The sequence below is a fragment of the Sphingomonas sp. genome, from assembly GCF_024508665.1.
In the GTDB taxonomy this organism is placed as follows: Bacteria; Pseudomonadota; Alphaproteobacteria; order Sphingomonadales; family Sphingomonadaceae; genus Sphingomonas.
Window position 1 is genome coordinate 1216332 of sequence record NZ_JANINP010000007.1, and the last position, 16448, is coordinate 1232779.

Annotated in this window: 15 protein-coding genes; 6 read left to right on the forward strand and 9 right to left on the reverse strand. The window is 63.7% G+C overall.

The window, feature by feature from the left end; genetic code table 11:
* Positions 1 to 184: 184 nt before the first annotated feature.
* Both Q0L25_RS21015 and Q0L25_RS21020 read right to left on the reverse strand, forming a co-directional pair.
* Positions 185 to 412, reverse strand: a complete 228-nt coding sequence (locus tag Q0L25_RS21015) for a hypothetical protein (RefSeq protein WP_296617692.1) — start codon at positions 410 to 412, stop codon at positions 185 to 187.
* Between the two features lie 313 nt (positions 413 to 725).
* Entirely contained in the window at positions 726 to 3671 is a 2946-nt protein-coding gene (locus Q0L25_RS21020; protein ID WP_296617693.1) for a TonB-dependent receptor, read from the reverse strand.
* A gap of 230 nt (positions 3672 to 3901) precedes the next feature.
* Here Q0L25_RS21020 and folE point away from each other — a divergent pair, with 230 nt between their 5' ends.
* From folE to Q0L25_RS21040, 4 genes are read left to right on the forward strand one after another with little or no spacing between them, the layout of a single operon-like run.
* Positions 3902 to 4534, forward strand: a complete 633-nt coding sequence (gene folE / locus Q0L25_RS21025) for a GTP cyclohydrolase I FolE (protein ID WP_296617695.1) — start codon at positions 3902 to 3904, stop codon at positions 4532 to 4534.
* Positions 4531 to 5310: an SDR family oxidoreductase gene (locus Q0L25_RS21030; protein ID WP_296617697.1), complete on the forward strand. Its 780-nt coding sequence runs from the start codon at positions 4531 to 4533 to the stop codon at positions 5308 to 5310. Before folE ends, Q0L25_RS21030 begins: the two co-directional genes overlap by 4 nt.
* Positions 5303 to 5662 (forward strand): dihydroneopterin aldolase, encoded by a 360-nt coding sequence (locus Q0L25_RS21035; RefSeq protein WP_296617698.1) that lies wholly within the window; start codon positions 5303 to 5305, stop codon positions 5660 to 5662. Before Q0L25_RS21030 ends, Q0L25_RS21035 begins: the two co-directional genes overlap by 8 nt.
* 43 nt (positions 5663 to 5705) lie before the next feature.
* Positions 5706 to 6227 carry a DUF1993 family protein gene (locus Q0L25_RS21040; protein ID WP_296617700.1) on the forward strand — a complete coding sequence of 174 codons (522 nt, stop codon included), beginning with the start codon at positions 5706 to 5708 and terminating at the stop codon, positions 6225 to 6227.
* A gap of 125 nt (positions 6228 to 6352) precedes the next feature.
* Here the strand turns inward: Q0L25_RS21040 and leuA are convergent, their stop codons facing one another.
* Complete coding sequence (gene leuA, locus Q0L25_RS21045; protein WP_296617701.1) at positions 6353 to 8017, reverse strand: 2-isopropylmalate synthase; 1665 nt, start codon at positions 8015 to 8017, stop codon at positions 6353 to 6355.
* A gap of 259 nt (positions 8018 to 8276) precedes the next feature.
* Between leuA and Q0L25_RS21050 the strand changes: the two genes are divergently transcribed.
* Positions 8277 to 8669 carry a BLUF domain-containing protein gene (locus Q0L25_RS21050; RefSeq protein WP_296617702.1) on the forward strand — a complete coding sequence of 131 codons (393 nt, stop codon included), beginning with the start codon at positions 8277 to 8279 and terminating at the stop codon, positions 8667 to 8669.
* 61 nt (positions 8670 to 8730) lie between these two features.
* Here Q0L25_RS21050 and Q0L25_RS21055 read toward each other — a convergent pair whose 3' ends face one another.
* From Q0L25_RS21055 to miaA, 5 genes are all read right to left on the reverse strand, one after another.
* A complete protein-coding gene (locus Q0L25_RS21055; RefSeq protein WP_296617704.1) occupies positions 8731 to 9333 on the reverse strand; it encodes a TMEM175 family protein in 603 nt (200 codons plus the stop codon).
* 57 nt (positions 9334 to 9390) lie between these two features.
* Entirely contained in the window at positions 9391 to 10410 is a 1020-nt protein-coding gene (ilvC, locus tag Q0L25_RS21060; protein WP_296617706.1) for a ketol-acid reductoisomerase, read from the reverse strand.
* A gap of 113 nt (positions 10411 to 10523) precedes the next feature.
* Positions 10524 to 11039: an acetolactate synthase small subunit gene (gene ilvN, locus Q0L25_RS21065; RefSeq protein WP_296617707.1), complete on the reverse strand. Its 516-nt coding sequence runs from the start codon at positions 11037 to 11039 to the stop codon at positions 10524 to 10526.
* 105 nt (positions 11040 to 11144) lie between these two features.
* Positions 11145 to 12893 (reverse strand): acetolactate synthase 3 large subunit, encoded by a 1749-nt coding sequence (locus tag Q0L25_RS21070; protein ID WP_296617709.1) that lies wholly within the window; start codon positions 12891 to 12893, stop codon positions 11145 to 11147.
* Between the two features lie 85 nt (positions 12894 to 12978).
* Entirely contained in the window at positions 12979 to 13899 is a 921-nt protein-coding gene (gene miaA / locus Q0L25_RS21075; protein WP_296617710.1) for a tRNA (adenosine(37)-N6)-dimethylallyltransferase MiaA, read from the reverse strand.
* Positions 13900 to 14010: 111 nt separating this feature from the next.
* On the opposite strand from miaA, the gene serB reads away from it, so the two are divergent.
* Positions 14011 to 14883: a phosphoserine phosphatase SerB gene (serB, locus tag Q0L25_RS21080; protein WP_296617711.1), complete on the forward strand. Its 873-nt coding sequence runs from the start codon at positions 14011 to 14013 to the stop codon at positions 14881 to 14883.
* Positions 14884 to 15168: 285 nt separating this feature from the next.
* Here serB and Q0L25_RS21085 read toward each other — a convergent pair whose 3' ends face one another.
* Positions 15169 to 16314 (reverse strand): SPOR domain-containing protein, encoded by a 1146-nt coding sequence (locus Q0L25_RS21085; protein ID WP_296617713.1) that lies wholly within the window; start codon positions 16312 to 16314, stop codon positions 15169 to 15171.
* Positions 16315 to 16448 lie beyond the last annotated feature (134 nt).

Below are 16448 nucleotides of genomic sequence, written 5' to 3' on the forward strand. Positions count from 1 at the left end.
CATCAGCGACCAACTCATCAGGTACTGATGGCAGGGAGGTAGTCTGAGCTCGCGACGGTGCCGCGAGGCATCCTCCCGCTAACGCAGTCGATGCGAGAATTACGCGCGCGAACTTATGGCCGAACATCGTTCGTCCTCCCCAGTTAGCCCAATAAAGGTTGAAAGCGAGAAGCTGCCGGTGCGGTTATGGCGCGCCGGTCACGTTCACATTGACGCGGTTATCCGCCTTGTCGAAGCTGTAGTTCGAGACGACGTTGTTGTTGACCGTACCGGTATGCACGACCTTCACCAGGCGTCCCTTGGCATCGTAGGTGTAATTGACCGTTTCGGAGGCACCGGCCATGCCGGTTGCCATCGCGGCGAGCACCATCGAACCGGCGCAGACAGTCAGCGCCGTAGCTAGTCGAGCCATGATTGCCCCCTGATTCGGAACTTGATTGAGGCTGCTCTAGATTACTCCGATTGGCAATTGACGAAACGAAGTAAATCCAAAATTTCGTATTCATTTCGGATAGATACAGTCTCTCGCCGTCGAATTGGGAGTGGAGACGAAATTCTTCTACGCGGCTAGCTGCGGTGGAGCGATATTGCCTATGCCCGCCGCAGGTATGTCGGGACAACCGGAGGCGGGGATAGAATTAAAAAAGGCCCCGGATTAAACCGGGGCCTCAGGTGGTGCGTGCTGCGCCGTTAGGCGTAAGCGATGGTGCTGTTTCCGCGTCGCCTCAGAACTTGAAGCCGGCGGCGAGGCCGTAGCGGCGCGGTTCGAGCGTGAACGCGTTGGTGAACAGGCCCGACGACTGGTCGGTCACGTAGAGACCCGTGATCGCGTTGTTGTTGGCCAGGTTCTGGATGAACGCACGGACATAGAATTTGTCGCTCGGCCCGTTCAGCTGGACCTGGGCGTTAATCACTTCATAGCCCTGGATCCGGTTCACGTTGTTGTTGAAGATGCTGCCGTAATAGCCGCCGGTATAGGCCAGGTCGGCGCGCGGGACGATCGTCCAGTCACCGCCCAGATGCCCGGTCCACTGAATGCCCGCCGAGAACTTGTAGTGCGGCGATTGCGGCAGTTCGTTGCCCTTGATGTTCACGGCGACGCCTGACGGAAGAACGGTGACCGCCGGCGATGCTGCAGAAGCGGCCAACAAAATATCGCAAACGCTGAACGCACCGGTCGTGTTGGTGCCCGGGATTGGCGTCGTGCCCTGGAAGTTGCCCGCTTGGGCCGGGATGCCCAGGGCGGCGAACTGGCCGCTGTTGATTGCCGTGTTCACGCCATTCACGAAGCCGTTCGAGATTGCTGCGTTGCCCGAATTGGACACGACCGCGCAGTTCGAACCGTTGGTGACATCCTTGATGATCACCGCGTCGGATCGGCCGCCCGACGGATCCTGCGGGTTTGCGAGGAACTTGTCGGTGGAAACCTTGGTGTGCAGGTAGCTGGCCGACAGGTTGATCAGCACCGAATCGCTCGGCTTGATGATCGCTTCGGCCTCGGCCCCGTAGATATCGGCGTCGACGTTATCGTTGACCGACGTGCGGGCGACGATGCGGCTCAGCTGCAACTGCTTGTACTGGTAGTAGAAGGCCGTGAGGTTGAGGCGCAGCGTGCCGCCCAGGAAGGTGTTCTTCGAGCCGATTTCGAAGGCGTTGACCGTTTCCGGACCGAAAGTCAGCGGGACGCTGAACCCGGCGGCCAGCGACGGGTTGATGCCGCCCGACTTATAACCACGCGAATAGGAGAAGTAGAGCAGGTTGCGCGAGGTGATCTGCCAATCGAGCACCGCACGGCCGGTCAGGCGCCCGAAGCTGACGTTGTTGATCGCCAGCGGCTGGTTCCCCGCCCGCACCGGATCGGCGTCGTAGCAGGAGAACAGCGGTGACGAATAAGCGTTCGCGGCGCCGATCGGAACCCCGCAGTTCAGCAGGTTGGTACGCGACTGATAGTCTTTCTCGTCATGATTGTAGCGCAGACCGGCGGTCAGCTTCAGATTGTTGCTGAAGTTGAAATAGCCCTCACCGAAGAAACCGTAGCTCTTCAAATGATAGAATTCTGAATCGTTGCGGTAGAAGGGCGTGCCGAGCACGTTGCCGGTGCCGCCGCCGAGCAGGCCCGCCGCGTAATCGAGCGCGAACGAGTTCACGTAATAGCTGTTGTCGGTGACCTTATAGTCGAGATAGCCCGCACCGAGCAGGAAGTTGAACGGACCGTCCAGCTTGGACGAGATGATGCCTTCACCGAACCACTGCTTGCCGCTCGCGGTCGATCGGTCGAAGTCGAGGCTGGTGGGCGCGCAGATCTTGTGGCCGCTATAGACGCCGGTGCCGGTCGGCTCCGCGAGCGACTGACAGAGAGTCGAGGTATTGCCGTTGGGCAGCAGGATGTTGCGAACCGCCAGATAGCCCGGCCCGAGAAGGCCCGCACCGGCCACCGCGTTGAAGGCATTCAGGCCCGGGTTCGTCGCATAGGACCGCTCGATGCCGATATTATAGTCGACCGTCGAGTCGGTGCTTCCTTCGGTATATCCGCCGTCGAGCTTGAAGAGGACCTTGCCGAAATCCTGGCTGAAATTGACCAGGACCTGTTTTTCGTTGGTCTTGAAGCGCGGCAGCGAGTCGATATTGACCGTGCGCATGTCGGCGGGATTGGTGTAGCCGGTATAGCTGTCGCCGTCGCTCGCATAGACGCTGCCGAGCGCGAACGGCGCGAGCGCTGCCGTCGAGGCGCGCAGGCGCAGGAACTGGCTCGAAGTCAGGACCGATGCCAGGGTGGCATCGCCATTGACCTGCTCGAACGCGAGACGGTCGGGCAAGCAGCCCAGCACGCCGGTCGGATCACGATGGCACAGCTGCTTCTGGACGCGCGAGCGATCGTCATCTTCCTTGAAATAATGGCCGACGATGTCGAGCGTCGTGTTCGCGGTCGGCTGGAAGCGCAGCGACACACGGACGTCATATTGGTTGCGGCCGTCGATATTGCTGTTGGTGGAAAGGTTCTTGGTGAAGCCGTCGCGGTTCAGATAATAGCCCGCGACGCGGACGCCGAACACGTCGCCCAACGGCAGGTTGAACATGCCCTTGACGCGGACGCTGTTGTAATTGCCGTATTCGACGTCGCCCGAGGCATGGATGCCCGACAAATCCGGCTTCGCCGTGATGAAGTTGATCACGCCGCCGGTCGCGTTGCGGCCGAACAGCGTGCCCTGCGGGCCGCGCAGGACTTCGACGCGCTCCATGTCGAAATATTCGTTCTGGAAGATCGGCGAACCGAGCACCGGCACGTCGTTGACGTGGATCGCGGTCGCCGCGTCGCAGGTGACGCCGACGCAGAGGTCGCCGATGCCACGAATGTTGAACGACGAGGACGAGGTGAAGTTGCTCTTGGTGAAGGTGATGTTCGGCAGCGTCAGCTGAAGGTCGCTGGTCGTGTTGATCTGTTGCGCCTTCAGCGCTTCCGAGCTGAACGCCGAGACCGCGATCGGCACGGTCTGGAGGGTTTCGGACTGACGCTGCGCGGTGATGACGATGTCACCGATCTGATCCTGGTCGTCGGCCTGTGGCGCGGGTGCCGGTGCCGCGGTGGCGGGAGCCGGCGTGTCCTGCGCCATGGCTGGCGTGGCTGCGATCAGCGCGATGGCCGATGCGGCGAGCAGTTCGAACTTCCTCATGATACATCCCCTCATGCAGTCGCCCCGATCTTTGTGCCGGTTGGCGTGGTTTTCCGAGTTAGTGGACGGAGCCTAGGTAGCTTGGTCTTGCGGCGTCAATGGGGTTCAGGCACGAAATAGGCGGGTTTCGTAGTCTGTTGCTTAAAAGAAACAGTATGGAACATACCCAAGTCTCTATTTTGCGGCCCTGACGTAACGTCACGCAGGTTTGAAAGACCGGATCGACAGCGATGAATGACCATGACGATGATTTGAATGACGGCGATCTGGTGGCGCCCGCGCCGAAGATTCCGGTCCCGGACGAGGTCGCGGAGGCCGTGCGGACGCTGATTCGCTGGGCTGGCGACGAGCCCGGACGCGAGGGGTTGCTGGATACGCCGTTGCGCGTGGCGCGGGCATGGAAGGAATATTGCGCCGGCTATCTGGACGATCCGGCAGTGCATCTGAAGCGGGTGTTCGAGGAAGTGGGCGGGTATGACGACATCGTCCTGCTCCGCGACATTCCCTTCCAATCGCATTGCGAACACCATATGGCACCGATCATCGGCAAGGCGCACATCGCCTATCTGCCGAAGAACCGGGTGGTCGGGATTTCCAAGCTGGCGCGCGTGCTGCACGGTTTCGCGCGGCGGCTGCAGGTGCAGGAACGGCTGACCGCCGAGGTCGCCGATTGCATCTGGGACAATCTCAAGCCCCAGGGCGTGGCCGTCGTGATCGAGGCGACGCATGCCTGCATGACCGCGCGCGGCGTCCGTACGCCTGGCGTGTCGATGGTCACCAGCCGCATGATGGGCGTGTTCCGCGACGACGAACGCAGCCGGCGCGAAGTCCTGGCACTGATGGACATGCAGGGCAGGGCGTGACGCGCATTCGCACGGTTCTGGTCACTGGTGGATCGCGGCGGATCGGCGCAGCGATCGTCCGCGCGCTGGCGGGGGCGGGGCATCGCGTGGTGATCCATCATCACCATCTGCACGACGAGGATGCCGTATCGCTGGCGCAGAAGCTCGATCCGTCGGGCGATCGCGTCGCCACGGTAGCCGGCGACCTTGCCGCGCCCGATTCCGCCTCGGTGATCCTGCGCGCGGCGCGCAACGCCATGGACGGTCCGATCGACGGGCTGGTCAATTGCGCATCGGTCTTCGAGTTCGACCGGCCGCCGTATGTCGATCCCGCCTTGCTCGCCCGGCTGACTGCGGTGAACCTCGCCGCGCCCACCGCGCTGGCTTGTGCGCTGGCCGAACAGGACGGGCTGGAGGACGGCGCGGTGGTCAACCTGCTCGACCAGAAGGTCGCCAACCTCAACCCGGATTTCTTCAGCTACACGCTGACCAAGATCGCACTGGAAGGCGCGACGACGATGCTTGCCCAGGCGCTGGCGCCGCGCGTGCGGGTCAATGCAGTGTCGCCTGGGCTGACACTTCCGAGCGGCGATCAGAGCGAGGCGGAATTCCGGAGCGTCGCCGACGAGAATCTGTTGCGCCGGCCGGTGCCGATCGAGGAAGTGGCGCGCGCGGTCGAGTATCTGCTCACGACGCCGGCGGTGACGGGGCACAATCTGTTCCTCGATAATGGCCAGCGGTTCCTCAAGCGGCAGGGAGATGTGATGTTCTCGACCCCCGGGCGCCGCGATGGCTGAGGCGACCTACACGATCCGGCTCGACGGGCTCGAGCTACGGATGGGGCTGGGCATTCACGAGGTGGAATTGGCCGGTCCGCAACGCGTCCTGGTCTCTGTGTCGATGACTTGCCGTTATCCCGCGATACCGGAAGATCGGATCGAGGGGGTGGTCGATTACGACCATATCCGCGAAGGTGTGCTGGCGATCGCTGCCAGCGGGCACGTGATGTTGCAGGAAGTGCTGTGCGAACGCATCGCGGCGCTGTGCTTCGCCGATCGCCGCGTGGTCGCGGTGACCGTGCGATCGACTAAGCCCGATATCTATCCCGATGCGCAGATAGGGTGTGAGATCACGCGCACGCGCGATTGAGGCGGATTAGCGCCATAAACGGACATCCAGCAGGGAGAATGATATGACCTTGTCGCTCTATTCCGCCATCATTCCCAATTACGTGCAGATCCTGGGCGCCGTGCGCGGTTTGCTCGACAAGGCGGAGGCGCATTGCGCCGAGACCGGCTGCGATCCTGCCGATCTCCACGCCGCACGGCTTGCCGACGACATGCTGCCGTTCGGCTATCAGGTGAAGTCCTGCTCGGCGCATTCGATAGGGGCGATCGAGGGTGTGCGGGCCGGCGTTTTCTCTCCCGACAGGACCCCCTGGCCGACAACATTCGGAGGACTGCGAGAGGCCGTCAGTCATGCGCTGGCCGCGGTTGAGGCGCTCGACCCCGAGGAGATCAACGGCTTTGTTGGCCGCGATATGCGCTTCACGATGGGAGAGATGACGATGCCGTTCACCGCGGAAGACTTCCTGCTCTCCTTCTCCCAGCCCAACTTCTATTTCCACGCGACGACGGCATACGACATTCTGCGCTGGAAAGGCGTCAAGCTGGGCAAACGCGATTTCATGGGCCGCCCGCGCCTGAAGATATGACTTGAGTCCCGTCTTCGATCCATCCCCTTGGACTTAGTGCCGGGGATCATGGCGCCGCGATCCGCGGACAAGAAACTCAAGGCAGCCGAGCCGGTCGGGATAAGCGCGACTGGGCGAACGAGACCTCAGCTAGCCCGGTTCGCCGCGCTCAGCACCGCGCGGACGCTCGCGGTTGCCACGTCCTCGTCGATGCCGACACCCCAGACCGTGCCGCCGTCCGCCGCGCGGCATTCGACATAAGCGGCGGCTTGCACGTCGGTGCCGTGGCCGATCGCGTGCTCGACATAGTCGACCACCTCAAGCTCGATGCCGAACCCGTCGCGGATGCCGGCGAGGACGCTGGAGATGAGGCCGTTGCCGCGCCCGCTCACCGATTTGACGCTGCCCGTCTCGGCGATGCTGCCGGCGAAGATGCGTTCGCCATTGGGCGCGCGCGTCTCGTCATAAGCCTGGAGCTGCAGCCGTTCGCCGCCATAGGGCAGGTAGGTGCGCCGGAAGAGCTGCCAGATATCGTCGGCATCGAGCTCGCGGCTGGTCTGGTCGGCCAAGACCTGGACGTGCTTGGAGAAATCGGCCTGGAGCCGCTTCGGCAGCTTCAGTCCCTTGTCCTGCTCCAGGATCCAGGCGACGCCGCCCTTGCCCGATTGCGAGTTGACCCGGATCACCGCTTCGTAGCTGCGGCCTAGATCGGCGGGATCGATCGGCAGATAGGGCACTTCCCAGACATCGTCATTCTGGCGCTCGCGCGCGGCGAACCCCTTCTTGATCGCGTCCTGATGCGAGCCCGAGAAGGACGTGTAGACCAGCTCGCCGGCATAGGCATGGCGCGGGTGCACCGGCAAATTGGTGCAATAGGTCACCGTGTTGATGATCTGGTCGATGTCGGAGAAGTCGAGCTTCGGATCGACGCCTTGCGTGTACATGTTGAGCGCGACCGTCACCAGGTCGCAATTGCCGGTCCGCTCGCCATTGCCCAGCAGGCAGCCCTCCACGCGGTCGGCCCCAGCCATTAGGCCCAGTTCGGCGGCTGCGACGCCCGTGCCGCGGTCGTTATGCGTGTGCAAGCTGATGATCACGCTGTCGCGATTGGGGATGGTACGCCCGAACAGCTCGATCTGGTCGGCATAGACGTTCGGCGTCGCGCACTCGACCGTCGCCGGCAGGTTGAAGATGATCGGCTTGTCGGGCGTCGGCTGCAGTACGTCCATCACCGCGGCGCAAACCTCGACCGAGAAGTCGACTTCGGCGGTGGAGAAGGTTTCGGGGCTGTATTCGAACCGCCAATCGGTTCCCGGCCGCGCCGCGGCGCAATCGCGCAGCATCTTGGCACCCTCGATCGCGATCGCCTTGATCTCGTCCTTGGTCATGCCGAACACGATCTTGCGCCAGGCGGGCGAGACCGCGTTGTACAAATGCACGATCGCGGTGGGCGCGCCGACCAAACTGTCGAACGTCGTCTCGATCAGGTCGCGGCGCGCCTGGGTCAGTACCTGCAGCGTGACGTCGTCGGGCACGCGGCCGGACCGCACCAGGTCCTGGATATAGTCGAAATCGGTCGCGCCGCTCGCTGGGAAGCCGACCTCGATTTCCTTGATCCCGGTCTTGACGATCAGGTCGAAGAAACGCGTCTTCTTCTCGGCGTCCATCGGATCGATCAGCGCCTGGTTGCCGTCGCGCATGTCGGTCGACAGCCAGATCGGCGCCTTGGTGATCGTCCGAGACGGCCATTGCCGGTCGGGCAGGTTGATAGGGGGGAAGGGGCGGTATTTCGTCGATGGATCGCGCAACATGGCTATGGCTCTTCTCGTCGTCAGGAGCGGCGGGGAGGGTCAGGCCCTTAGGCGCGGTGCGCGCCGTTGCCGGCACGCGGGATGAAGTACGCGCCTAAGGGCGCGTAAGTCGAAGCAGGGTAAGGCCGAGTCCGATCGTCATCTCGCGATCAGCCCTAGCGCGATGAGGTTAACGAAGTCCAGCGCGTTTCTGCACTGATCCACGGCAAGGTTTTCTATCGCGGGTTAGGGCAGATTGGCTGTCCTGTAAGGAGTAACCATGCGTCAGATCATTTATCGCAGCACCACCACCGCCGATAGCGGCCGAGCCGCGGACGACATTCCCGGCATCCTGCGGCAGGCGGTGGCGCGCAATGGGATCGATGGCATCACCGGGTTGCTCTACACCGAGGAAAGCGAGTTTCTGCAGGCGATCGAGGGCCCTGCCGACAGCATGTCGGACTTGCTCGCGCGGCTTCACGGCGACGACCGCCATCGCGAGCTCGAGATTCTGGTCGACCGGCCGATAGAGCATCGCGAGTTCGGCGACTGGACGATGATCTATCGTGATCGGCGGGAATCGGTGGACGCATTCGACGATCGCTTGCGCGTGCTGCTCTCGGGCGTGTCGGACGAGACCGTGCGGCACTTCCGAGCGCTGCAACCAGCCTGACGGTTAAAGCCCTTTCCCGCGAGCGAGAGAGGGGTAAAGGGTGCGCGAAGATTGCGTGACTTCAATCGCCGAACAGCGCGTCGAATGGGCTCTTGGGCAGGCACCAGAGGAACGCGACCAGCGCAGCTGCGGCGATACCGAGCCACGGGGACAGGAAGGTGAGAGCCGCTCCGGCCAGATAGATCAAGACCGCGGCGATGCCCTTGCGCGAGGTCTGGCGATGATAGGTGTCCGCCTGCGGGCCATGGACGCCGGTGCGCCGGATCTCGCCCTGTAACGGCACGTAGACCAGACCGGGCAAGACCATCGAGGCAAGGTAGACCAACGTCGCCTCGCGGCTGAAATGCTGTTCGCCGAGATAGGCCGCGGTGAATGGAATCAACGACAACGTGAAGAGCAGTCCGAGGTTCAGCCAGATCAGCAGGTTGGTGACCCGCATGGCGTGGCTGAACAAGCGGTGGTGGTTCGCCCAATAGATGCCGACATAGGCGAAGCTCAGCACATAAGCGAGGAAGACCGGCCAGAGGTGGACCAGCTTGTCGAGCCCGGGCAATTCGGGTGCGTGCAATTCGAGCACCATGATGGTGACGATGATCGCCAGCACCCCGTCCGAAAAAGCCTCGACACGGCCGATCCCCGGCCTGCCTTCCCCGACTTCGCTCATTCCGCCTCCGGCCCCGCGTTGATGACGGGGCCGGGTTTAGACGAAATCAGCGACGCGTCAGTTCTTTTCCTTGTCGACCAGCTTGTTCGCGCCGATCCATGGCATCATCGCGCGCAGCTCGCTGCCGATCTTCTCGATCGGATGCGCGGCTGCCGCCTTGCGCGCCGCCTTGAGCTCGGGCTGGCCGGCGCGATTGTCGAGGACGAAGTTCTTGACGAAACGGCCCGACTGGATGTCGGCCAGCACGCGCTTCATCTCGGCCTTGGTCTCGTCGGTGATGATCCGCGGGCCGGTGGTGATGTCGCCATATTCCGCAGTGTTGGAGATCGAATAGCGCATGTTGGCGATGCCGCCCTCATAGAGCAGGTCGACGATGAGCTTGGTTTCGTGGAGGCACTCGAAATAGGCCATTTCCGGCGCATAGCCGGCTTCGACCAAAGTCTCGAACCCGGCCTGGATCAAGTGGGTGATGCCGCCGCACAGCACCGCCTGTTCGCCGAACAGGTCGGTCTCGCATTCTTCCTTGAAGTTTGTTTCGATGATGCCCGACCGGCCACCGCCGACGCCCGAGGCGTAAGCGAGCGCGATGTCATGCGCATTGCCGCTGGCATCCTGATGGATCGCGATCAGGCAAGGCACGCCGCCGCCGCGGACATATTCGCTGCGTACCGTGTGACCGGGGCCCTTGGGCGCGATCATGATCACGTCGATGTCCGACGGCGCTTCGATCAGGCCGAAATGGACGTTGAGGCCGTGTGCGAAGGCGATCGCCGAGCCCGGGCGCATATTGCCCTTGAGGTCGTTCTCCCAGATCGCGGCCTGGTGCTCGTCGGGCGCGAGGATCATGAGGATATCGGCCCAGTTCGCCGCGTCCTTGTTCGACAGCACCTTGAAGCCGGCGCCTTCCGCCTTCTTCGCGGTGGCCGAGCCTTCGCGCAGCGCGATCGCGACATCCTTCACACCGGAATCGCGCAGGTTCTGAGCATGGGCGTGGCCCTGCGACCCATAGCCGACGATGGCGATCTTCTTGTCGGTGATCAGGTTCAGATCGGCGTCGCGATCGTAATAGACACGCATTTGGTTCCCTTTCGAACTTAACCGTCATGCCAGCGGAAGCTGGCATCTCATGAATTGATTCCCCTGCGGCGCGAGATCCCAGCTTCCGCTGGGGTGACGCGATCTCTCGATCGCTACGCCGCGTCCTTCCCCCGCGAAATGGCGACGATGCCGGTGCGCGCGACTTCGATCAGGCCGACCTCGTTCATCAACTCGACGAACTTGTCGATCTTCTCGGTCCCGCCGGTCACCTCGAACACGAAGCTCGATATCGTCGCATCGACCACGCGGGCGCGATACACTTCGGCCAGCCGCAACGCCTCGATCCGCGCCTCCCCGGTGCCGCGCACCTTGACCAACGCCAATTCGCGCTCGACATGCGCGCCCTCGGCGGTGAGGTCGCGGACCTTGTGCACCGGCACCAACCGGTCGAGCTGCGCCACGATCTGTTCGAGGACATGACTGCTCGCCGACGTCACGATCGTGATCCGGCTGACCTGCTTGTCCTCGGTGATCTCGCTCACCGTCAGGCTCTCGATATTATAGCCTCGTGCGGTGAACAGACCGGCGATCCGCGCCAGGATGCCCGGCTCGTTGTCGACGATGACCGCGAGCGTGTGACGCTCGGATTTTTCTTCCTTGATGTGCATAGGTTCAACTCGTCGCCCCGGCGGAGGCCGGGGCCGGTGAATGGGTCGGGCGGACGCGCAGCAACGCGGCGGCCCCGGCCTTCGCCGGGGCGACGAACAGGCTCATCACACTAGCGCCTTGGCTTCGTCGTCGAGCGTGCCCGCGACCTTGTCGGTCTGCAGGATCATCTCGGTGTGCGATGCGCCCGACGGGATCATCGGGAAGCAATTTGCCAGCTTGGCGACGCGGCAATCGACGATCACGGGGCCGTCATGCGCGATCATGTCGGCAATGCCGCCGTCGAGCTGCGACATTTCCTCGATCAGGATGCCTTTCCAGCCATAGGCTTCGCCGAGCTTCACGAAATCGGGCAGGCTGTCCGAATAGCTTTCGGCGTAGCGGCCCTCATAGGTCAGTTCCTGCCACTGGCGGACCATGCCCATATATTCGTTATTCAAGATGAAGATCTTGACCGGCAGCCGGTATTGCGTCGCCGTTGCGAGTTCCTGGATATTCATCTGGATCGACGCTTCGCCGGCGATATCGATGACCAGCGACTTGGGATTGCCGAGCTGCGCACCGATTGCGGCCGGCAGGCCATAGCCCATCGTGCCGAGCCCGCCCGAGGTCAGCCATTTGTTGGGCGCTTCGAAATCGAAATGCTGCGCCGCCCACATCTGATGCTGGCCGACTTCGGTGGTGATGATCGGCGATTGGTCCTTGGTCGCTTCCCACAATGCGCGGATCGCGCGTTGCGGCATGATCTCCTTGCCGTTGCCCTCGGGGAAATCGAGGCTCCTGACCGCGCGCCAGCCCTCGATCCGGCGCCACCATTCGCTGGTGTCCGGCTTGGGATGCTGGCGCGCTTTCCACACGCGCACCATGTCCTCCAGCACACGGCCGACATCGGCGACGATGCCGAGATCGATGCGCACGGTCTTGTTGATGCTCGACCGGTCGATATCGACATGGACCTTGCGCGCATTGGGCGCGAAGGCGTCCAGCCGCCCGGTGACGCGGTCGTCGAACCGCGCGCCCAGGGCGAGGATCAGATCCGCCTGGTTCATTGCCCAGTTCGCTTCATAAGTCCCGTGCATGCCGAGCATGCCGAGCCATTGCGGGCTGGAGGCAGGGAAAGCGCCCAGGCCCATCAAGGTCGAAGTGACCGGCGCGCCGGTGATCTTGGCCAATTCGCGCAGCAATTGCGACGCGGCGGGTCCCGAATTGATGATCCCGCCACCCGTGTAGAGGATCGGTCGCTCGGCCGCCGCCAGCATGTCGACCAACTGCTCGATTACCGCCGGATCGGCCTTGATCTGCGGACGATAGGTCTTGTGCTGGATCGGGCCGGGCCGCGTGTACTTTGCGGTGGCGACCTGGACGTCCTTGGGGATGTCGATGACGACCGGCCCCGGGCGGCCCGAGGTCGCGATATGGAACGCCTCATGGACCGTGGCGCCGAGCCGCGCCGGGTCCTTCACCAGATAATTATGCTTGGTGCAGTGCCGCGTGATCCCGACGGTATCGGCTTCCTGGAAAGCATCCGACCCGATCAGGTGCGTCGCTACCTGGCCGGTGATGACGACCATCGGGATCGAATCCATCAGTGCGTCGGTGATCCCGGTGACCGCATTGGTCGCGCCGGGCCCGGAGGTGACGAGCACCACGCCCGGCTTGCCGGTCGACCGCGCATAGCCCTCGGCGGCGTGGGTCGCGGCCTGTTCGTGCCGGACCAGGATATGCCGCAGCCGCTTCTGCTTGAAGATCGCGTCATAGATCGGAAGCACCGCGCCGCCGGGATAGCCGAACACGACTTCCACGCCGAGATCGCACAGCGCCTCGACCAGGATATCGGCTCCACTTTTTTCGGCCACGACAATGTCCTCCTTCTTCGCATACGCAACATGATTGCAGACGGGCGGCTCTACGTGCATGAAAACTACGCGTCAACCGAGAATGCTATAATCTTATTGCTATTTCGCTACCAAGCTTGAAACTATCTGTCTCTTCCGTGCGAATCCAGTCCGCCGGCGGCTGATTGCGGAACCAGGTATATTGTCGCTTGGCATATTGACGCGTGGCGAGACTGGCGCGTTCGATCGCATCAGCCAGCGTGATCTCTCCGAGCACAGCGGCAGCGAGCTCGGGCATGCCGATCGCGCGGCGGATCGGGGCGTCGAGTGGCACGTCCTCGCGAGCGATCAGGTTTGCCACTTCCTCCATGGCGCCGGTATCGACCATCGCGGCAAAGCGGCGGTCGATGCGCTCGTTCAGCCAGTCGCGTGGCGGTAGCAGGATCGTGGCGACTAGATTTATGCGCTCGCCGATTCCGCCCATGCGCTCGCGCCGCCACTCGGCGATCGGGCGCCCGGTCGAGCGAATGACTTCCAGCGCGCGGCAGATGCGCGTGGTGTCGGCCGGGTTGAGCCTTGCCGCTTCAGCCCGGTCGACGATGGTAAGTGCCGCATAGGCATCGGAGAGGTTCATCGCGCGCACGTCGGCGCGGATCGCAGGGTCGATCTCGGGCACCGGCGCGATGCCGTCGATCAGCGTGCGGAGATAGAGTCCGGTGCCGCCGGCCAGGACCGGCAAGCTGCTGGCGGCCAGTGCGCGCTCGATCTCGATCCGCGCTTCGGTTGCCCAGCGCGCGGCGGAATAGCCGGTGTCGGCGGCATCGACATGGCCGAACAGACGATGCGGCGCCCGCGCTTCTTCTTCGGGGGAGGGGCGGGCAGTGACGATGCGCAAGTCGCGATAGACTTGCGCGCTGTCGGCGTTGATGATCGTGCCGCCGAACCGCTCGGCCAATTGCAGCGCGAGCGCTGACTTTCCGCTCGCGGTCGGGCCGGCGATCAACGCGACCTTCGGAAGCGTCGCCATTTCTAGAGCCGTCCGTATCGAACGAAGCCAGGGACAGGCTCGCGACAACCAAAGGTGTCTCGACTTCGCGCGACGCGAAGGGGTAGGGCGGCGGCTTCAAGGAGACCCGGCTTGTTCATCGCGACCCTGATAGCCCCCGATCTGCCCCAGGGCGAGGTCACTGCCGCGCGCGACCGGCTCGACGCCGCCGGGTGCCTGCCCGTGGCCCATGTCTGGGTGGAGGAAGGGGAGGCGATCGATCTCCAGTTCGGCCGCGAGCCCGACGCCGCGCGCACGGCGCTGGAAGGGCAGGGTTATGACATCGTCGTCCAGCCGGCCGAACATCGCCGCAAGAAACTGATCGTGGCCGATATGGATTCGACCATGATCACGGTCGAATGCATCGACGAGCTCGCCGATTATGCCGGAATCAAGACCGAGATAGCCGCGGTGACCGAAGCGGCGATGCGCGGCGACCTCGATTTCGGCGAGGCGCTCGATGCAAGGGTTGCCCTGTTGAGGGGGCTCAACGAGGCGGTGATCGCACGCTGCCTGGCCGAGCGCGTCAAGATCATGCCCGGTGCGCGCGAACTGGTCCGCACGATGCGCGGCTGGGGGGCGACCGCGATCCTGGTATCGGGCGGCTTCACCCGCTTCGCCGAGCCGGTCGCCGCGGAGATCGGCTTCACCCGCGCGATCGCCAATGTGCTCGAAATCGCCGAGGGCAAGCTCGCCGGCACCGTGACCAAGCCGATCGTCGACGCATCGACCAAGCTGGCGACCTTGTCAGAGGCCGTGCTCGACCTCGGTCTGTCGCGCGCGGAGACGCTGGCGGTCGGCGACGGCGCCAACGATCTGGCGATGATCACCCAGGCCGGGCTGGGCGTCGCCTATCACGCCAAGCCGGTCGTGGCAGCGGCGGCGGGAGCACGGATCGACCATGGCGACCTGACGACGCTTTTGTTCGCGCAGGGTGTTGCGCGGAAGGATTGGGCGGCGGTCTGAGTGTGAATCCCCCGCGCATGGCAATCGGCTGGCGCGATAAAAGACCTCTCCCGCAGGTCGGAGAGAGGCTGGTCATCTTTCCTCGGAGCGGGTTCACCTCGACCCGGCTGTTGGACAGAAGGCGTTGAATTGGAATAGCGAGCGTTCACAATCGCTGGATGTCTGGCCGTAGTGTTCTTCGTCCAGCTCATCCTATTCGACGGGACATCGCACCGCGACATCTGCCAGGCGGTGTACGGACCGGATTATACCGGCCTGACCGCCTGATACGGTTGCGCCCCGGCGTTACGGCCTGACCGGCACGCACTCCGACCCGGCGCGCTTGACCGTGCCGCACAATCGGGCCGCATCGGCCTGCGAACGGATCGGGCCGGCCTGGAGCTTGGTGATCGGCCCGACACGACGCAGATAAGGCTGCATGCCGGCAAGACCGCCGACCTCGCCCTTGAGCCGCGTCCACAGAGCCTTGGCATTGCCCTCGTCGCGGAAGGCGCCGAACTGGACGCGCCAGCCGCCGCCGCTCGCGACCGCGACGGGTGCGGGTTCCGGCGCGGGCCGGACGGGCGCCGGCTTCGGGCGCGGGGCAGGCTGGGCTGCTGACGCAGGAGGTGGAGTGTTGGCCGGTCCGGGAGTGTAGGCGGGCGCCGGATTGTAGGTCTGCGGCGGATTGGCCGTCAGGACCGGCGGCTTGTTCTTGCCCGGCCTGGATCCCTTGCCGGGTGCCGGATAACTGGTGCCGGGCAATCCATAAACCGGCCCCGGCGCCGAAGACGGCGGAACGGCGGTCGGCGCGATGGTGGGGCCGACGGGGCCGCCGCCGGTAATCTCTGACCCGTAATTGCCGTTGCTCGCGACCTGCGCATCCATCTTGTGGGCGAGTTCGATGCCGCGCTGACGCTGGTCGGCGGGGATGTATTTGTCCATTTCAGCGAGCGTCTGCGATCCCTGGGGCAAGCCTGCCCCCGACGAACGCGTCATCAGCGCATAGGCACGCACCCAGTCGCGCTCGACCCCGTCGCCATTGAACAACATCGTGCCGAGTACGAGTTCGGCCCGCGGCTCGCCGCGCGCGACCGACTTTTCGAGCCACGGCACGGCTTCGGCGCGCTTGCCGTCCTGGAATAGGGCGAGGCCGTAATTGTCCTCCGCCTGTGCGTGACCCTGCAGCGCCGCCTTGCGATACCAGCTTTCCGCCATCGGCAAATCGACCGGCACTCCGCGCCCCAGCTTGTAGGCCTGGCCGAGATTGAACTGTGCGTCGGCGTCGCCCGCGATCGCCGCCTTGCGCCATTCGTCGACCGCCGCCTTATAGTCGCCGCGGTTCCAGGCATCGACTCCCGCCTTGGTGTCGGCCATGGCCGGCGCGCCGATGCCGACAGTCGCCGCGATAGCGGCAAGGGAAAGCGCCGCAGCGCCGATCAGCATTCGCATGTTACTTGTGTCCCGCCCAAAATACACTTTCAGGGATAATATCGCGCTGTAACGGGCGAATGGCAAAGAAAAGGTTATCCATGATCGTTTCGGGTCACAACTGAATATCACGGCGTTAACCTGTTCTTAGTTCG

Bases quoted from the DNA above. Each gene is read 5' to 3' on its own strand.
- Q0L25_RS21015 (WP_296617692.1), bottom strand. From the start codon at position 412: ATGGCTCGACTAGCTACGGCGCTGACTGTCTGCGCCGGTTCGATGGTG.
- Q0L25_RS21020 (WP_296617693.1), bottom strand. From the start codon at position 3,671: ATGAGGAAGTTCGAACTGCTCGCCGCATCGGCCATCGCGCTGATCGCA.
- folE (WP_296617695.1), top strand. From the start codon at position 3,902: ATGAATGACCATGACGATGATTTGAATGACGGCGATCTGGTGGCGCCC.
- Q0L25_RS21035 (WP_296617698.1), top strand. From the start codon at position 5,303: ATGGCTGAGGCGACCTACACGATCCGGCTCGACGGGCTCGAGCTACGG.
- Q0L25_RS21040 (WP_296617700.1), top strand. From the start codon at position 5,706: ATGACCTTGTCGCTCTATTCCGCCATCATTCCCAATTACGTGCAGATC.
- leuA (WP_296617701.1), bottom strand. From the start codon at position 8,017: ATGTTGCGCGATCCATCGACGAAATACCGCCCCTTCCCCCCTATCAAC.
- Q0L25_RS21050 (WP_296617702.1), top strand. From the start codon at position 8,277: ATGCGTCAGATCATTTATCGCAGCACCACCACCGCCGATAGCGGCCGA.
- Q0L25_RS21055 (WP_296617704.1), bottom strand. From the start codon at position 9,333: ATGAGCGAAGTCGGGGAAGGCAGGCCGGGGATCGGCCGTGTCGAGGCT.
- ilvC (WP_296617706.1), bottom strand. From the start codon at position 10,410: ATGCGTGTCTATTACGATCGCGACGCCGATCTGAACCTGATCACCGAC.
- ilvN (WP_296617707.1), bottom strand. From the start codon at position 11,039: ATGCACATCAAGGAAGAAAAATCCGAGCGTCACACGCTCGCGGTCATC.
- miaA (WP_296617710.1), bottom strand. From the start codon at position 13,899: ATGGCGACGCTTCCGAAGGTCGCGTTGATCGCCGGCCCGACCGCGAGC.
- Q0L25_RS21085 (WP_296617713.1), bottom strand. From the start codon at position 16,314: ATGCGAATGCTGATCGGCGCTGCGGCGCTTTCCCTTGCCGCTATCGCG.